Origin of the sequence: Qipengyuania xiamenensis (assembly GCF_019711495.1) — a bacterium.
Taxonomy (GTDB): domain Bacteria; phylum Pseudomonadota; class Alphaproteobacteria; order Sphingomonadales; family Sphingomonadaceae; genus Qipengyuania; species Qipengyuania xiamenensis.
The window spans coordinates 1-17,736 of the sequence record NZ_JAIGNM010000003.1 but is presented as its reverse complement, the minus strand read 5'-3'; the positions used below and the strand labels follow the sequence as shown (position 1 = coordinate 17,736).

The window sequence follows — 17,736 nt, the reverse complement described above, 5'->3', positions numbered from 1 at the left end:
GCCCATTGTGGGGAAAGGTGTGGGAGAAGATGGCCCGACGCAATCTTACCGAAAGTGAAGTCAGCAGGCTCAAACACGAGGGCCGTCATACACTTGGCGGCAACCTCTTGCTCCAGATCAGCGGGAAAGGCGCGAGGTCTTGGCTTGCTAGGATAACAGATCCCTTCGGCAACCGCATCGAGCTGATGGAAAAGCTCTAGAGCAAATCGAGCTCGAGCGGGACGCTGTCACCTTCGGCAAGGCCTTCGGCGGACATCACCTTCTTCGATATCAATAAGACCCATTCGGTCTTGCCGTTCTGCGGGAAGACCGAGGTCTTCCAACGCGAGGTGCCTATCTCGGCCATGACCTTGACCGAACCGAAGCCACGCTGCGTGCCGAATTCGAGCCTGTGCATCAGTGCGTGTGCCGCAATGGCCTCGGCGATTTCAACGCTAATCGTGACGAGGTGATAGGTCCCGCGATCCCCCTGCCAGCGCGTCAAGGGAAGGGTGCAGGCAAGGCTCTCGCTCACTCCGCCACGCGGCGGATGGGCACTGGGATGTTACAGATGTCCGCGCCGCCAGTCGGATAGATGAAAAAAGGATCGCTACGGTTCGCACGGGCGTTGGCATAGCGAGCGAAAGATTCGGTTTCGGTGGACAGGTATTCGAAGCGGGGCTTCTGAGCGTCCGCCAGGTCGCTTGCCACACGAACCGTCAGGATCGGGGGGCGACGGCTCTCATCCTCGTAAAAACCAAGCACACCCTTGCCGCGCGGAAGGCTGGAAAGGTGCTCGATGCCTTCGACGATCCGTCCCACCAGTGCGATATTGCGGTCGAGGTGGCGCGGTGCATGGCCGATCACCGTATAGAGTTCGGCTCCGGTGCCAGCGTCGGGAGAATAGTTCCGGCCGACGCCGACCATTCCGTAGCAGTGGACTGGCCAGAACGGCGGATTCTCCCCTTCAAACTCGGCACCTATAGGCCAGCCATCCCAAAACTGGACCCAAGGTGCGTAAGGGTCCTTTTCGTGTATTCCTGGATCCTCATTGAAATCCGAACCAGCGGGTGCTCCCAGTCCGGTTTTGGTCTGACTAGACCCATCTTGCCCCGGACTATTATCTTCCAATGCATCGAGGGTCTTGAAGCCGATCGTGTACTGATCCTCGCTCGTTTGAAGAAGGCCCGTCGGTAACCCCTTCGGTTCCCCTTCGGCTTCCGGATTGTCGTAATTCGCATCGCCCCACTGGACGACGTAATTGTCCTGCACGCGGTTGACGGTGATGTCGTCATACCAGCCGCTGCGCGCAAAGGTGCGGATGTTGGCGGTCCAGGCCTCGCTGAAGGGCGCGGGCATCAGCTGGATCACGACCTTGCGCTCGTTGCCCTCGGCATCGGGTGCCAGCGTCATCACCAGCAGGTCTTCCGGCGCGATTGCCACCCATTCGTCTGCCTGCGCTTGGGCGACGATTTCGTTCGGGCTGGGCGGGGTCTCGGTATCCCCCTGCGCAATGGAGGGAGTGGCGAGCGCGAGCGCTGCGGCGAGCGAAATCAGGTGCTTGGTCATGGGGGCGCAACTTGCCACCGCCCACGCAAAAGAAAAGCCCCTTCACGCGCGTTTTGATGGGCGGGAAGGGGCTCTGATGCAGTGTTCGCAGGGAATGCCATTCCGCGCAGCACCGCAACTTGGGGGGTGTAGCACAGATACGCCGGAAACTGGGAACGGGTTCCAACGGCTCGTCGCAATTCCTCGCAATTTCGCGCTCTGGCCGGATTGATCTGGATTGGCCGCGTGGCCGATGCCGTTGCAGGGCCTCGTTCCGGTTTCTCGAATTTACGCTCGGTACCGATAAGTGGCGACCCCGGAAAACGGCAGTGTCCAGCTGAAGGCCGGCAGGTCCGTTCGCACCGACGAGACCCGCTTGAAAGCGCGCGGTTTTCTTGTCTTGTGGACTCTGCAGCCACTGCGGCGTAGACGTGGTTAATTGTCTATTGCGATAAGGGGGGAGCCTTGTCCGATATCTTCCTCTCGTACAATCGTGAGGATCAAGCGATTGCCCGGCATTTCGCCGATGGTTTCGAAAACGCCGGACTGAAAGTCTGGTGGGATACCACCCTGCGTACTGGCGAGGCATATGACGAGGTAACCGAAGCGGCCTTGCGCGGTGCAAAGGCCGTGGTCGTATTATGGTCGCCCCGCTCGGTAGTATCGCGCTGGGTTCGCGCGGAAGCGACCCTGGCCGAACGCGCAAAGACATTTTTGCCCGTCACGATCGAGCCGTGCGAGCGGCCGATCATGTTCGAATTGACGCAAACGGCCGATCTCACGCACTGGAAAGGCGATCCTTCCGATCCCGACTGGCAGGCATTTGTCGAAGAGGTCCGCCGGTTCATCGCCCATCGCAAAGGCGAGGTCCCCCCGCCGCGGGCTGCCGAACCTGCGAAACCCGCCCCCGCGGCGGAGCCTGCCGAACCCGTGCTTGCGGTCCTTGCATTCGATAACCTGTCGAACGATCCGGAGTTGACCTATTTCTCGGACGGGGTCAGCGAGGAAATCCTGTACACCGTTGCGCGCACCAAGGACCTCAAGGTCCTGGGCAAAGCGTCCAGCTTCCAGTTTCGCGGGGCCGAGAAGTCGGCGCACAAGATCTCGTCTATACTCGGCGCAACCCACCTGCTGGACGGTTCTGTGCGCCGTAGCGGAGACAATATCCGCATATCGGTCGAACTGGTCGACACGAAGTCACTCGAGAGCCTGTGGATCGAACGGTACGATCGCTCGCTGACCGACATCTTTGCGCTGCAGGACGAGATTGCCGGGGCCATTGCCGAGACGCTCGAACGGCACTTCGCACCGGCTGTGACGTCGGCGCCGGTCAATCCGGCAGCCTACGACCTCTACCTGCAGGCCAGGGCGATCTACACCGGAGACATGTCCTGGGAAGACCGCGAACGGATTATCACCTTGCTGGAATCCGCCGTCGCCCTCGATCCCGATTTTGCGCAGGCATGGGGCCTCCTGGCCGCCTTTCGCATGGACAAGGGGGCCAAGGATGCAGCCGACCGCGCCATCGCGCTCAATCCCGAATGTGCCCATTCCTACGCGGCCATGTCGCTGCAGCACAGATCGTTCAAGGAGCATTGCGAACGCCTCGAGCTTTCCGCCCGCTCGTACGAGATCGAACCGCAGAGCAAGTTCATTGCCATGTCCCATGGCTCGACCCTGTGCTCGCTGGGCCTTATCAGCGAGGCGCTTGAGGTCATGGAGGATGCGCGGGATCGCGACCCTTTGAGCCCGATCATCGGCGGCTTCCACGCACTGTTGCATTGCTACCTCGAACATTACGAGGAAGCCATCGCGCTTGCCGATGAACTGGTCGCGAAGATCCCGCATTCGGACTATCCCAAGTGGATCCGCGGGGCCGTGTCGATCTACACCGGGGATCTCGACGGTGCGGATCGTATCGCCGATACGATGTCCTCCAAGAACAAGATCATGTCGCTGCGCCCCCCGGTGCAATTCATGCGCATGATGATGGCGCTCGATGCCGATGCGCGCGCCACTGCCGTACAGCAGTTCCTCCTGCGGAACGCACCGACCACCTATCTGCTCGACGTCGGCCTGGCATCGATAGTGGGCGAAACCGAAGCCGCGATCACTCACCTTCTCGGGGCGCTGGATGCCGGGAATCCCATTCTCTTTACGGGCGATAATGACGGCCGTGATCCCATCGGCGCGAGCGTGACGTTCGGCCTGTTCATGCCCGCATTCAAGCCCATCCGCATGGACCCCCGCTTTGCAGAGATTTGCGTGCGGCTGGGCGTTTACGAGTGTTGGAAAAAGACTGGGAAATGGCCTGACTGCGTCGAAGAAGTCGCGGCAGTCTATGACCTCAAGGCAGCCTGCGCCGCTGCTGCAAACAAGGCCGACGCCACTCTTGGAGTTTCGGGAGAACTGCTCAACCAGAATTGATGCGGGTCGCTACGTATCACAATTGGAGGATTACGAAGCGATGCCACAGCCGACCCCTATCGCCCAACGCATGGCCACCAGCCGCGTTGCGGCTCCCGCAGACCTTGCAGAACATCTCAAGGAAGTCGGCACCAACGCTTCCACGCAGGCTCCTTTCAGCGATGGCACTCCCAATCCGCCGCAGGCACCGCCATTTCTCCGAGGGCTACCGCCGAAAGGCGAACCCTATGCCCCGCAGGAAGCGGTCACTGTCGAACTCGCCGCCCTCATCGACCTGCACAACATGGGCCAGGCATTCGAAGATGCCTTTGCAAAGATCTGCAAGGAAGAGGTCCCGGAACTCGACCGGATCGAAACCCTCGACCAGTTCTATTTCTATGTCGACGCGCTCGTGCGGTGGATTCCCGAAATCCGCGTATGGGAACAGGACGGGCTGAAGCTGCATGAACGCACACCCTATTTGCGCATCACCCAGTTCTATTACTTCTTCAACCAGCCTTCGCTGCTGCCACTGCAAAGTCCGATTGCACCGGGTGCCGACCGGGACCTGACCCCGCTCTCGCTCTGGCTTCGCGAATTCGCTGTGGCCTGGGGCGCGTTTCTCGACACGCCTGCCTCTGCAGAGTTCCTGGCAAGCTTCAAATGGGCGCCGGAATACGGGTGGCAGGATTATGAGAAAGCTCCGGAAGACTATACCACCTTCAACGAGTTCTTCGGCCGGACCTTTGCCGATATCGACGATTTGCGCCCCGTCGCCTCGCGCGATGACGACAGGGTAGTTGTCTTCCCGGCAGAATCCACCTTCGTCGGGCAATGGGCCATCAGCACCGAGGCCGGCCCCCCTCTTCCGGCACCGCCTTCGATCGTGGTGAAGCACATCGAATGGCCGATCGACGAGTTGCTGCAGGATTCCACGCATGCCTCGGACTTCGCGGGCGGAGTCTTCTGTCACAGCTTCCTCAACACCTTCGATTACCACCGCCAGCACGCGCCCGTCGGTGGCAAGATCATCGAGGCGCGCTTCATTGCCGCGCAGGTCTATCTCAAGGTCACGCTGGACGAGCTCGATCCGGCTGAACGAGAAGCGATGGACCCGTCGATCGCCCGGGCCGTGTTCCCGCATCGCTATCTCGATGCGGCAGACGAAACCGGATACCAGTTCGTCCAGTGTCGCGGGTTGTTCGTGATCGAAAGCCCGATCGGCAAGGTCGCGGTCCTGCCGATGGGCATGGCTCACGTCTCATCGGTGGTATTCTGCAAGCCGCAATCCGAAGGCAGCGCGCCCATCGTTCTGTCTCCGGAAGAGAAGCGCGATCTGAGTTACGCCGAGCAGGTCGAGGCGATCAATCGCAAGCTGGAAAAGGAACTGGTCGGCAAGGAGATTGCGAAAGGGGACATGCTTTCCCTGTTCCAGTTCGGTGGCTCGGACATCGTCACGGTCTTCGAACGCAAAGCCAATGTGAACGTCACCGCGCAGGTCGGGGTGCACTACCCGGTGCGAAGCCAGATGGCCTTCGCGAACATCAACCGCTGACAGGGTAGCTAAGCGAAAGGAACGAGATGACAGATTCCAACACCCAGCCGATCCCTCCTCAGAACCGCAACCCCATCATCCATGACACCGGGCCGTCTTCCTATCCCGGTGACTGGCAGGTGACCGACAAGGCCCTGGCGGCCTACAAAATCTCGCGCGAGCTGTTCGGCACGACCGAGGTCGTCAATTACGACGGTAGCACGTTTCGTGTGAAGGATTATCAATACCGGCTTGCGGACGGATCGGTCGGCATGCGGCTGATACCGGTCAACGACTGGGGGCCGTTCCCGGGTCTCGACGGCAAGGAGCTATATGGCTCGCAACTGGTCGACGAGATGCTGACGAAGGAAATGGGTCTTGCCGCCGGCGACCAGATTTACGCCATCATCTATTTCATCCACCCAGAGCTGAACAAGGGCGACCTTCTCCAGTTCTCGCGCGATGACAAGGTGGAGCTCGGCATCACACACATGGGCGCTTATGTCGGGGCTGGACGGACGACGAATTCCCCGCCGCTTTACCACAACCGCATGTGGGACGTTATCGGCGAACCGGGTAGCCCGTTCGGCTATCCTGCCAATATCGCAGTCGTGCGCATGCAGGACACCGACCAGCCGACGCTCAACAAGAATCTCTATCTCGTCGATGCCATCTTGAACAACGGGGTTCGCTTCCCGACCGACTACAAGAACTCGCATTTCCGTGCCGCGGCTCTCAACACGGCCTTCATGTTCTACAAGGACTGGGTCCTGGAGGCACAATACCTGCGGACGGACAGCGACTGGTTCACATATTGCGCTGCGCACAAGACCCTGGTCCTCAATGTCGGGCTGAACCTTCCGCACAATGTCGACAGGTTCAAGGAAGTGTATGGCGCAACCGAGGGCGCCGAGTTCTTCAAGCGCTTCAGCGAATTTCATTTCGACGTTTTCGGCACCGAGTTTACCGAAGCGCTCCAAACGGAATTCGAACCGCTTTACCAAAAGCAGGGCATCGCGCCGAAAGATGCGCGCGCTATCAAGAAATACGAATTCGACTTGTGGAACACGGCGCGGATGAACGGCAAGCTGGCAGGCTTTGACGGTTTCAGCCCTCTGCCGCTCGACAAGGGTACCGTCTGGGCGGCACCCAGCACGGCGGATCTCGTCGAGTTCTTTATCCAGATGTATTGCGACCTGCTGGATGCCGGAGCCATAGGGTTTACGCAGGCCGCCTACGGCTTTGCAGATGCGGTCACGGAACGGATGCGGTCGAGCAAGATCGAATACATGGCGTCCGTCATACCCGTGGTCGAAGCTGCCTTCGTGGCCGACGCGCAGATGAAAGCGGCCGGAATGGGCACGGCACCCAAATGGGCCGACAGCCCCTATTACAAGGAAACCTTCGCTGCCTTGTACCGTGCTCTGGGCGGAACTGCCTCGGATCCCATGGCCGCAGCAGACGCGGCGCAGCAGACCCTCGCGCAGAACGGATTGATGGGTCTGGTGGGCGACAAGCTATTGCCGGAACTCCTGACTTGGACATCGCTCGCCGGAGTTCGTCTGGCATGGGAGGAAATCGTCGCTGGCGGCGCTGTTCCGGTGGCCAAGGCCTATGACGACTTCATCGCCGCGATCACCCCGCTCTTCGATGCAGACCGCGATGCGGTCGTGACCAACCCGCTGGGCATCCAGTACAATGCGCCGCCCTCTGTAGGCCACATGGTCACCACGGGCATGTATGAAAGCAATCCGTTCGTGACTTTCACCACGGTCGGCACGGCCATGCACTACGCGGAAATGGAGCCCAAGCCTTCAGCCTAGTCGAATTGCACCCAGAAGGTTTCGGGGAACGGCCCGTTGACCTGCATCTTGCCCGCCTTGCGCGGTGCACGTCGCAGGTTCGGCTGCGATAGCAGGGGGCGGAGCAGTCCGGGCAGCAATTGCGCGTTGAGATGACGGGCAAAGCATTCGTGGGCACCGAAGCCGTAATGCAGATAGGTATTGTAAGGCCGCTTGGGATCGAACCGATCGGGCTCGGCAACGCGGCGCGGATCGAACATGGCGGCGGCAACGCCTGCTATGACGGTGCTGCCTTCGGCAACCGCATGCTCGTGCCAGGTACCCCTCGCAACGACGGCTCCGCGTGCAGCCACCCGCAATAGTGCCGGTGCGAGCGGCTGGAACCGCATCGCTTCCAGCATGTAGCCGTAAAGCTCTTCGGTTGTGCCCTGTCTCGCAGCGGCCTGCGCGCCTTCCAGCGCTTGCGGGCGGGAGAGAAGGACATCCATCGCCTGCGCCAGGACGATCACAGGTTGCGGAGGCCCGCCAATGTACATTCCCCCAATCATCGAGCGGATGAAATCGTCGGTGAAGCGCTTGTCGCCATCCTGCTGCGCCGCCCGGCAGCGTGCCAGGACGCTCCCTTCGGGAGGGGCTGCCATGGCCGCCTCGGTCGCCGTCCCGATCTGCTTTGCAAAGTCCGGAGCCGCAGCCTTGAGCTGTTCATCGGCGTCGTAGAAGACGAACTCGAACATGCGCGTCGCTGCCCTGCGTAGTTCCGCATTGCCGGCAATTCCCAGATAGTCTTCGAACAGTCCGAAGGTTGCTTCCCTGAAATAGGCATCGACGAGCTCGATCCTGCCGCCGGCCTTTTCGAGGAGGGCCGCACCGCGCCCCGCTGCGTCGGCACCAAGACCGGGGACGTCTTCGGGGCGCATCACGCTGCGCAGGGCCTCGATATCGCCTGCCAGTCGATCTGGATCATTCTCGCCCAGGAGGAAGAGCGGCTCGCCGGTCGCGATCTTCAGCTGGTCGGCGTAGCGGACATTGAAGCGCACATCGTCCCCGAGCACCGCTCGAACGTCGTCATACCGCGTGACGAAGACCGTCTTGCCGAGCTTCACGACAGGCCATGATTTTAGCAGGCGCTTGAGGATCGCGGTGAGTATCTTGAACTTGCGCGCGGCAATCCAGCCCTTGAACCCCTTCTGGCGCGGACGCATCGACGGAGCGGGTGGGAAGGTCTCGCTCATTGCTTTGCGATCCACTCGAACGCCGGCAGGCTTGGCACGAAGAAATATTCGCCGCCCACGAGCCGGACGTAGGTGTGGACGTCGACGATACGGCGCAGCGGCCGGTCGCGCATCGACATCGGTCCTCCGGGACCAAGGAGCGGATCGACCTCGTCATACAGCGTCGAAAAGTCGGGATTCATGATCCATGTCTGGATGACGAATTCGAACTGGCGCTGGATATCGGTGTTGAGCGCCATGAAGAACAGGCCGCGATCCTCACCATCGTCGGGGGCTCCCCGCGGCAAGCCGCGTCCGAACTTGCGGGCGCGCCGCAATATGCGGTGGCGGTTCGCAGCTTCGAGCAAGGTTTTCTTCTGTTCGGGCTTGGTCGCCAGCCCATCGCGCGGATTGCCACGGCGGACATGGCTCCCCAAGGGGCAACCGATGCCGTTAGGATCGCGGTCGAAATACATGAAATCGTTATCGTCCTGACCGAGCGGTCCATCGGGGCCGAGCATCGCTCCGTCGACCGTGCGTCCGATCACGCGTTCCGCCAGGTTTTCGGCCGTCGCATCGGCGTCCGGATCTGCGGCAAGAATTCCGGCGGCACCTGCTTCCATAGATTTCCAGAACGCGGCGACGTCCTGCTTGTATTCGCGCACGGCCATATAGGTCCCGTTGAGCGCCAGCGAGGTGTCCCCATTCAGGGCGGGGCCGGGCGCATATTCGTGGTGGCCGTTCCAGTGTCCGAAGAGGATTTCGCCCAGGGGAACGCCATGTGCCGGGTCTTCGGGGAAGGCCTCACCATCGTCGCCGATAACGGTCGAGGAGGTGCGGTCCGGGGTCGCATCGTAGGGGATCGGCTGGGAAATGCCGTCGGCAAATCCGAAATGTTCGCGGAAGATGCCTTTCTCGTCAGGCCGCAGTTCCATCGGCAACGTCTTGACGATGCTGACCCCGCAAGGGGCCAGCGCAGCCTCGACTTCGCCGGTCCAGGCATCGGCGTCCGGTTCCGTTTCGGCATAAAGCACCAGCAGGGCATGCACGGTATGCGGGGTCTGTTCCGCACCTCCGGGATTGCCGCTCCAGTGCGGCCCTTCTGGCACCACGGCCCCGTTCCATTCGCCATCGCGGCGATCGTTCAGCCTTCTGGAGCGATTGGTCTCGAACATGCCTTCGACGAAGGGATCGGGTGCGGCGGGCGGACCGGCGGCGGTAATGCCCATCGCCTGGAGGCCCGAATGGGTGAACGCGATAGCGCTGCCGCGCTTCAGCCGCTTGCCATCGGCGGGCGTAGGCGGAGCGATCTCCGCAATCTTGCGAACCCAGCCGTTTCCTTCCCCTTCGTGATGCAGCAGCAAGGCCCGCCCATAGGGAAGGTGACCGAAGCCGGACACCACGAGACCCTGGGTCTGCGCCGCATGTTCGGGCGACAGCCGCCAGTTTACAGATCGTTCAGCCACGTTGCTGCCTCCGCATTCCTGAGTTGCGGCTTGTGCAGCCCCGAGGCGATACGCCAGTTCCGCTCGATCTGGTCGACTGTGAGTTCGGGATAGGCGCAATACCAGAAGCTGGTGTAGCCCATCGACTGACGTGCCCAGGCCTTGAACAGGCGACCGTGGGAAGCGCCGTCACCCAGCAGCATGCGCGTGGGCGGAAAGCCCAGTCCATTGCTCCAGGCCAGGGTCAGCCCCTCGTGCGCCTTCTCGATGAAATCGTCGAGATAGGCCTCCCAGCTCAGATCGTAATTGCTGTGAAACATGAGCCGCGCGCCATTGTCGACGAAGGCCCAGTGAGCGAAATGAATAGTCCGCATCCCGCCCAGATATCCGTCGACAATCTTCATCCTGAGGTAAAGCTTGAGGAGGAAATGGCCTGCGCGAACCGCCCAGCTGCGCAGCGCGCCCGGCTTCAGCGGAACGATGGAGATCATGTGGTTCTGATTGAGCCAATCTTCACGCCGGGCCATCTCGGCCAGCATCGTGGGATCGACGTTCGGCCGGTTTTGTGTTGAATCGTCAAGCTCCAGCCTGCGCAACCACAGGACCAGGCCGGGGATCACGACGGTAAGCGAGAACAACAGGGATTGCAGCAATGGCCTGATTGCGGCGTGCCATGCTTGTGCGAGCGGCATTTCGGAAAACACGGCGAGCGACAAGGTGCCCGTCACAGCCACGGTCACGAGGTAGATCGCGACGCCCGTGACCAGCAGTTTCCAACTGCCGAGCAACGAACGGATCAGGCCTGCCCCGTCTCCGGTCCCCGTGCCCTCTACAGGACCGCGCAGGCGATAGAGGCCGAGCCAGATCAGCCCTGCGGCCAGCACGGTCAGGATCAGGAACCATTCGAGGGTCATCAATTGCGCTGCGACGAAGCCGGGCAGGGCGAGGATCAGCAGCGCGGCGACAATGGCGACGCCGAAGCGCAGGTAATCGCCCAGGCGCTCGCCGCGAGTGAACCGCGGTGCGGCCGGCTTCGCCAACCAGGGGAAGTCCGGCATCAGCGCGGATCTGAGTTCCCTGTGCAGATCGCTGGGTGACAGCTTTCGCCACTCCGCCTCGTTTTGCGCGATGGTCTTTCGGGTGGCATCGAACAGTTCGCGCTCGGCCACGATGCGCGCGCGAACCAGACCCCTGTTGCCGTGGTGGTAAACGCTGGGCACTGCCGCGCGTCGCTCCAGATAGGGGGCGACAGACAGGCGCGTGCCTTCCTCCACTGTTGCATCGTATAACGCCGCATCGCTGCCCCGAGGCCGCTTGCAGCAACGCAGCATGTCCCGGATCTGGGGCCCGAGAGCGGCATCCAGCTCAAGCCAGAAGCGGCCTTCGGGCAAGTCGTAATTGACCTCTATCACGAACATGGGATCGAGCAGGTGGGAATGCGTGATCGATAAGGACATGTAGTGGACCGAGGGCGCATCACGCATGAAGGCTGTGTATCCCTCAGGCTCGGCCTGCGCGGCCAGCCGGACCGCATGCATGAGCTCGGCGAGCCGTTCCGCTTTGTGCGGCTCGACTTCAAGCGATACCGATGAGGTCCCCAACAGTGGCATTCGCGCACTCCCTCTCCATGGGAAGGAGTATGATCGAGCAGGGCGCGAGTCAAATAACGTTCACAATCGCGATCCGGCGCTTCGCGGAAAAGCAAGCCAGAGGTTCAATCTCGTAACCGAATGTGCCACAGGTCCTGTCGAAGATTTTCCGCAATCTCTGCCGGGAGCCTCGATGACCAAATCCGATCCCGTGGTTCTCCCGCCACAACTGCCTGCAATCGGGTTCAGTATTGGCGTGACCGGCCATCGTCTCACGCATGCGCAATACGTCCGGAACGAGCAGCGTATTCGATCGGTAATCGATACGATATTCACGCAGGTGACGCGGTCGCTGACCGACATTGCACAGCAATTGGACGGCCTGGATCAAGCCACTACGCGCCTCAACACCCTCATGGTGGACGGCGCCGACCAGTTGGCGGCCCAGCTTGCGCTCGACAGGAACTGGCAGCTCGTCTGCCCACTGCCTTTCGGCGAGAAACTCAATCTCGCCATCAATGCATTGCCGCAGAATGCCGCCGACGCGCGGGCATTGCTCGCAGGCACGCCACCTGCCGATGCGGAAACGAAAATTCGCGCCGACCGGATCAACGAATTCAACGGCAAGTCGCAAATTTTCGCGCTGGCCGATCAGGACGAACGTCTGACCGAGCTTTATCTTGCGATGCTCGACGCGCCGGGCGATGCCGGGAAGAGCGATCGCTTCGTGGCCGAGAGTTCGCTTCGTGCCGCGCTGGCCGGCCGCATCATTGCCGAACAGTCGGACCTGATCATCGGCGTATGGGATGGCGTATCGACTGCCAGCGCGGGAGGGACCGGCCACACGATTGCCCAAGCGCTCGAACTTGGCTGCACAGTCATCTGGATAGATCCTGCGAGCCCCGAAGACTGGCGCTTCCTCCATAGCCCGGAATCGCTCGCGATACTCGATCGGGCGCCATCCGGACCGGATCGGGAGGTCGCACTGGACGAGCTGGTGCGCGGCGCGCTCGTACCCGATGCAGCGATCGATCATGAGGGCCCGGCGAAAGAAGGGTTGGCGGCTCTAGTCGGGGCCGAGTGGGAAGCGAAAAGCTGGCGGTTGGCGCATGCATACAGGCGTGTGGAAACGATGTTCGGCGGCACGGGCAACCCGTTCCGTTCGATCGTGCAGGTTTACGAAAGGCCGGATGAAATTGGCGAGGGAAGCGCGAAGGGTGTCCTGGGTTCGGCCAGGAAATTGCCTGGTGCCGATGATCGCTATGTCGACAAACTGGAGCGTGTGGCCCTACGCAAATTCGCATGGGCCGACGGGATATCGGCTCGACTTTCGGATCATTATCGCGGCGGGATGACCGTGAACTTCCTCCTGTCTGCCATCGCGATCGTCGGCGGCGTCCTGTACCTGCCGCTCGTCGATCCGGAACAGAAATGGGGCTTTGCCCTCTTCGAGTTCTGCGTACTTCTCGCCATTGTCGTGCTGACATGGCGGGGAATTACCTATCGCTGGCACGGTCGCTGGTTCGAGACCCGCCGCGTGGCGGAATATTTCCGCCATAGCCCCTTCCTGCTGCTGCTGGGTGTGGCGCGCCCGTCCGGGCGCTGGCCGACCGGCACCGATACGAGCTGGCCGGAGTGGGTGGCGCGCCACAGCCTCAGGCAAATCGGACTGCCGCCGATCACGATCACATCCGCCTATTTGCGCGGCTATCTGAACCTGCTTCTTTCAGAGCACGTCAAACCGCAGCGCGACTATCATGCGGGCAAGGCCGAACGACTGCGGACCGTCCATCACAATCTGGATAAGGTGTCCGAATTCCTCTTCAAGCTCGCCATCCTCTCGGTCGCGGCCTATCTGCTGCTCAAGGTCGGTACAGCTTTCGACTTCGTCGATCCTGCTTTCGTCGCGAAAACGTCGAAAACCTTCACGGTCCTCGGCGTCGCCTTCCCGACCTTCGGTGCGGCGATCGCGGGCATCCGTTTCTTCGGCGACTTCGAACGCTTCGCAGCGATCTCCGAGGTTACCAGCCAGCGCCTCGCTGCCATCGCCGCCCGCATAGAGCTCTTGTCGAGCGCCGAGGACCGTGAGCTGGACTATGGCCGTGTAACCGAGCTCGTCCATGCCGCAGATGACGTCGTCGTGTCCGAAATCGAAAACTGGCAGGCCGTTTTCAGCGGCAAACACATAACGGTGCCAGTCTAGGCCGGGCAGCATCCGACGCGAGATTGGCGCGGCGCATGTTCTGGCCGAGACTGCCGGGCGGGCAGAGCTCGGAAAAAGACACCGGCGAAAATGCGCAAGAAACGATGTCGCCAGCCGTTGATTGCGTGCGCAAAGCCGCGCGGCAAATGCCCTGTATTCAGTGAGAAGTGCCGGGCTGACTGGCGGAGAGGGAGTCCGCCTAACATTCTTCCGTTGCAGACCGCTGAATGGCGTAATAGTTCAATTAGAATAGAGGTATATACGGATATTCGCCGGCTACCCTTCCGTAGGAGTCCGCTCGTGGTCATTGCGGTTGCCCCAAAACCGCGATAGTTTTAGTGCATCTTTTGGGGCAACGGAGCCAATCGAATGCCGCGCAAGGTTCACAACAAGCTTACCCCGGTCTCAGTCAGGAATGCCAAGTGCGGGATCAATGCAGAGGGTAAGCCATACGCTCTACGGCACGCGGACGGGGGAGGCCTCTACCTCTTGGTCAAGCCAAGCGGCGCTCGTAGTTGGACATTTCGAGCCACGGCGGCTGGCAAGGTTCGGTATATCGGTTTGGGTAGCGCGGCTGGCCCCAATGCAGTCTCCCTGGCTGACGCCCGCGAAGCCGCAAGAGAAAAGGCGAAAGAGGTAGCCGCTGGGATTGTGCCCGTTTCGGATCGGCGTAAGCAGAAGCGCGAAGCGAAGGTTGCGGAGCAGAGCTCCCGCATCTCGAACACCACCTTTCGGGATTCTGCAGAATCGTACCTCTCAATGAACGAGAGCGGGTGGAAGAACGATAAGCATCGCAAGCAATGGCGCTCCACCTTGGAGACCTATGCCTTCCCGCATTTCGGAGACTTGCCCGTTGGCGAGGTTGCTACCGAGCACGTGATGGCGGCGCTCAAGCCGATCTGGAACGAGAAGCCTGAAACCGCCAATCGGGTTCGCGGTCGCATTGAACGCATTCTGGACGCGGCAAAAGTCGAAGGATTGCGAGAAGGAGAGAATCCGGCCCGTTGGCGCGGGCATTTGGATAATGTGCTTCCGAAGCCGACTAAAGCTAAGAGGCGGCGCAATGAGCAATTAGGTCGAACCGGCCATCATGCTGCGATGCCCTATGCTGCCGTGCCAGAATTTATGGCTTCGCTGGCAGAGCGTGAAAGCATCGCGGCTTTGGCGCTTGAGTTCACCATTCTGACCGCTGCTCGGACGGGTGAAACCATCGGAGCAACGTGGCGTGAGATAGATCTGGAGGGAGCAGTTTGGACAATCCCTGCCAGCCGCATGAAAGCAGAGGCCGAACACACAGTCCCGCTCTCCTCACGTGCACTCGAATTGCTACGCCAGGTGCAGCCGCTAGCAGTCGCGAAAGGGGACATAGCTGATCGTCCCTTGTTCCCTTCGTCTCATGGCGGGGGCCTTTCGAACATGGCGATGCTTATGCAGCTTCGGCGAATGGTTGAGGGCTTTACGGTCCATGGCTTCCGTTCCAGCTTCCGAGATTGGGCAGCGGAATGCACAGGCTTCACCCACGAGGTTTGCGAGATGGCCTTGGCTCACACGATCGGAAACAAGGCGGAAGCCGCGTATCGCCGAGGTGCGCTAATGCCAAAGCGACGGAAGCTGATGGAGGCATGGGCCGAGTATTGTGCGGGGAAAGGCGCGGCAGGCGAGATTGAGGACAATGTTACTCCCATTCGCGCTTAAACCCGCCGAATGCAGGCCTTTGATTGAATAAGCGATAAAGCCGTCATCGAAGCGAGGCCTCGCCCAGTGGTTTAACTTGTTCTGACCGTTATCCACATGCAGCTGAAGCAATTCGGCACCCCCGTTCGCTTGTCGCGTGCGCATAGGTGGCCCTATTTGTTCCAAGCGCTCAAGAACGCTCGTGTGGTCACGAGCGAGACCCAGCGATGGGTGCCCCTGGAGGGGTAGCGCAAGGAAAGGGCCATAACATGGTTACAACACCAAAATTGCTTTGTAGCGTCACTGATGCGGCGCATAGCTTGGGCATCGGAAAGACCAAAACTTATCAGCTTATCTCGGACGGCTCGCTTGAGACCGTTTCAATCGGCACCCGGCGGCTGGTCAAAGTCGCAAGCATTCACAAGCTGGTTGAAGCGTTCAACATTGGTGCAGCAGCATGACTGCGGGTTCGACCTATGGGCCTAAGGCCTCGCACGAAAATGGCCCTGCCTCGATTGCAGTCGAGAACAGGGCCGGGATTGTCAAAGCTCCTCAGCTGACGATCCTTCCTACCGATACCGCCGAAGCAGGGCAAACGATTCCTGCCGCCACCCTCAACACGTCTGGCATATCGTGGAAGGGAGGTGCCGCATGAGCGGGCGTTCCTTGCGTGCGGCGATCGACGCCCACTGCCGCGATTGCGGCGCATGTGATGCCGGAGCTAACTGGCGAGAACATGTTTCGTGCTGTCCAGCCGTGAATTGCTCTTTGTGGACGGTGCGGCCCATGTCCCGTTCAGTTCCGGAGTGGTTGGCCAGCCGCGATGGGGACACCTTGCCGAACGGCTGGTGCAGTCTCCCGATTGAAAACGCTCTGGCGGAACTTCGTAGCGCTGCTTCTGGCAGCTCACGTGACACCGAGAGGCTGTCATGTGAGGCGAAACCCCACCAGAGCGGGTCAATGGGGCCGCCAAGTGCCTTGGTGCGCATAGGCGACCCTGCTCCCGTCCCAGGAGGGTGCGCGCGATGATTGTCTTTGAGCAAGAGCACGGGCGGCACGTCTGGAAGATCGAAGCGACGGAATGGAATGGCCAGCCGCGCCTGCAATTCTGGCCGTGGTATCGAAACAAGGAAACCGGCGAATTGCATCCCAATGCCCAGCGCTTTGGCGGCGGGTTCGCGGTGCCGCTCGCACGGCTTCCGGAACTGATTGCCTCTCTGCAATCCATCGAAAGCGATCAAGCCTGATTTAACAGGCAGGAAACAGGCGGGGGCGGTGCAACAGACGCCCTCGCCAACCATTCCGCCACGGTTCACTTGAAAAACAAGACAGGCCTTTAGCCATGCCGGACGCCCGAAGCGCGGCAAGTCGCGCAAATACGCGTATTTTACGGGAAGAGAGCGTCGGCCATGCTTGGCAGAATGCTGAGTTTCCTGAAGCCATAAAGAAACCTCAGAAAACGGCGGATTGCGGAGCTGACTCCCCGGCTGGCACGGGCCTTGCAATTTTACCTCTACAGATAGGGTGCGCGCCGTCTCCCGCCTCTAGGACCATCTTCCCGCACGGTGGAGCACGCAACAGCGCCAGCCGCACAAGCGATTACTTGACTCCTAAAAAGGGTCAAAAGCTGATCAAAGCGGCCCATCGCGCAATGCAAATCGGGCGTCCACTTAATCGGCACATTACGATCCACTGGGAAACGGCTGGCCTTAGCGACCGGGAGGCGATGAAAGCGACAACTGCCTTCCTGAAGTATCTGCGCGAATGGCTCAGAGGAGAAACGGCCTACATCTGGGTGCGGGAAAACGGTGAGGGGAAAGGCTCGCACGTTCACATCCTGGCACACGTTCCAAGGGGCAAGGCGATGAGCGGCGCACTATCTCAGCGCTGGATAAGGCGGTGCACGGGAAAGCCATACCAGCGGGATGTGATCCACACGCGCAAGGTCAAAGGCTCCGATCATCCGGGCTCGCTTTTCTATGCCGAGAACTTCGGCACGGTCTTTTCCTACGATCTGAAGGGAGCGGAACCGTCCGTGACAATGGCTTTAGGACGAGAGCACAAGTCCGGCGGCACGATTATTGGCAAGCGTTGCGGGACCAGCCGAAACATCGGCGGCAAGTGAGTTTTTTTGAAGCGTCCACGCGCGTGCGCGTATCTATGCAGAAACTTCCGCCGAATGAGTTTGTGGAGCGATACGCGCGGGCGCGCGAGCCTATACCTAGCTTGACCCGTCCGCTTTGGCGTGTTCTCGAATAAATGCGGACTTTCCGCTAACGACCCGATTGCGGTCATCCGAGGGCCGGGGGTGACTGCGGGCTACCTGCCTGTTAGGTGAGACCGCT

General features: G+C 60.7%; 13 protein-coding genes. 8 read left to right on the top strand and 5 right to left on the bottom strand.

Features of this window, described 5'->3' with window-relative positions; translation table 11 throughout:
- Positions 1 to 196 precede the first annotated feature (196 nt).
- Positions 197 to 514, bottom strand: a complete 318-nt coding sequence (locus K3165_RS11550) for a DUF1905 domain-containing protein (protein WP_221549053.1) — start codon at positions 512 to 514, stop codon at positions 197 to 199.
- Positions 511 to 1,548: a peptidylprolyl isomerase gene (locus tag K3165_RS11545; protein ID WP_221549052.1), complete on the bottom strand. Its 1,038-nt coding sequence runs from the start codon at positions 1,546 to 1,548 to the stop codon at positions 511 to 513. The genes K3165_RS11550 and K3165_RS11545 overlap by 4 nt, the downstream gene beginning before the upstream one ends.
- A gap of 444 nt (positions 1,549 to 1,992) precedes the next feature.
- On the opposite strand from K3165_RS11545, the gene K3165_RS11540 reads away from it, so the two are divergent.
- The 3 genes from K3165_RS11540 to K3165_RS11530 are packed head-to-tail and all read left to right on the top strand — an operon-like array spanning position 1,993 to position 7,290.
- A complete protein-coding gene (locus tag K3165_RS11540; protein WP_221549051.1) occupies positions 1,993 to 3,954 on the top strand; it encodes a TIR domain-containing protein in 1,962 nt (653 codons plus the stop codon).
- 40 nt (positions 3,955 to 3,994) lie between these two features.
- Positions 3,995 to 5,488, top strand: a complete 1,494-nt coding sequence (locus tag K3165_RS11535) for a phosphatidylserine decarboxylase (RefSeq protein WP_221549050.1) — start codon at positions 3,995 to 3,997, stop codon at positions 5,486 to 5,488.
- A 26-nt stretch (positions 5,489 to 5,514) separates the two neighbouring features.
- Positions 5,515 to 7,290: a hypothetical protein gene (locus K3165_RS11530; RefSeq protein ID WP_221549049.1), complete on the top strand. Its 1,776-nt coding sequence runs from the start codon at positions 5,515 to 5,517 to the stop codon at positions 7,288 to 7,290.
- On the opposite strand, the gene K3165_RS11525 is transcribed toward K3165_RS11530, so the two are convergent.
- From K3165_RS11525 to K3165_RS11515, 3 genes are read right to left on the bottom strand one after another with little or no spacing between them, the layout of a single operon-like run.
- Positions 7,287 to 8,501 (bottom strand): cytochrome P450 family protein, encoded by a 1,215-nt coding sequence (locus tag K3165_RS11525; RefSeq protein WP_221549048.1) that lies wholly within the window; start codon positions 8,499 to 8,501, stop codon positions 7,287 to 7,289. The genes K3165_RS11530 and K3165_RS11525 overlap by 4 nt on opposite strands.
- The gene (locus K3165_RS11520; RefSeq protein WP_221549047.1) at positions 8,498 to 9,946 is read right to left on the bottom strand and encodes a Dyp-type peroxidase; all 1,449 of its coding nucleotides are present in this window, start codon (positions 9,944 to 9,946) and stop codon (positions 8,498 to 8,500) included. Before K3165_RS11520 ends, K3165_RS11525 begins: the two co-directional genes overlap by 4 nt.
- On the bottom strand, positions 9,928 to 11,535 hold the full coding sequence (locus tag K3165_RS11515; protein ID WP_221549046.1) for a hypothetical protein: 1,608 nt from the start codon (positions 11,533 to 11,535) through the stop codon (positions 9,928 to 9,930). Before K3165_RS11515 ends, K3165_RS11520 begins: the two co-directional genes overlap by 19 nt.
- Positions 11,536 to 11,707: 172 nt before the next feature.
- On the opposite strand from K3165_RS11515, the gene K3165_RS11510 reads away from it, so the two are divergent.
- From K3165_RS11510 to K3165_RS11490, 5 genes are all read left to right on the top strand, one after another.
- Entirely contained in the window at positions 11,708 to 13,717 is a 2,010-nt protein-coding gene (locus K3165_RS11510) for a hypothetical protein (protein ID WP_221549045.1), read from the top strand.
- Between the two features lie 369 nt (positions 13,718 to 14,086).
- Entirely contained in the window at positions 14,087 to 15,412 is a 1,326-nt protein-coding gene (locus tag K3165_RS11505; RefSeq protein ID WP_221549044.1) for a tyrosine-type recombinase/integrase, read from the top strand.
- Between the two features lie 248 nt (positions 15,413 to 15,660).
- Complete coding sequence (locus K3165_RS11500; protein WP_221549043.1) at positions 15,661 to 15,852, top strand: excisionase family DNA-binding protein; 192 nt, start codon at positions 15,661 to 15,663, stop codon at positions 15,850 to 15,852.
- A gap of 555 nt (positions 15,853 to 16,407) precedes the next feature.
- Positions 16,408 to 16,638, top strand: coding sequence for a hypothetical protein (locus tag K3165_RS11495; RefSeq protein ID WP_221549042.1), 231 nt, complete (start codon positions 16,408 to 16,410; stop codon positions 16,636 to 16,638).
- A gap of 95 nt (positions 16,639 to 16,733) precedes the next feature.
- Positions 16,734 to 17,516, top strand: a complete 783-nt coding sequence (locus K3165_RS11490) for a hypothetical protein (protein ID WP_221549041.1) — start codon at positions 16,734 to 16,736, stop codon at positions 17,514 to 17,516.
- Positions 17,517 to 17,736: the final 220 nt, after the last annotated feature.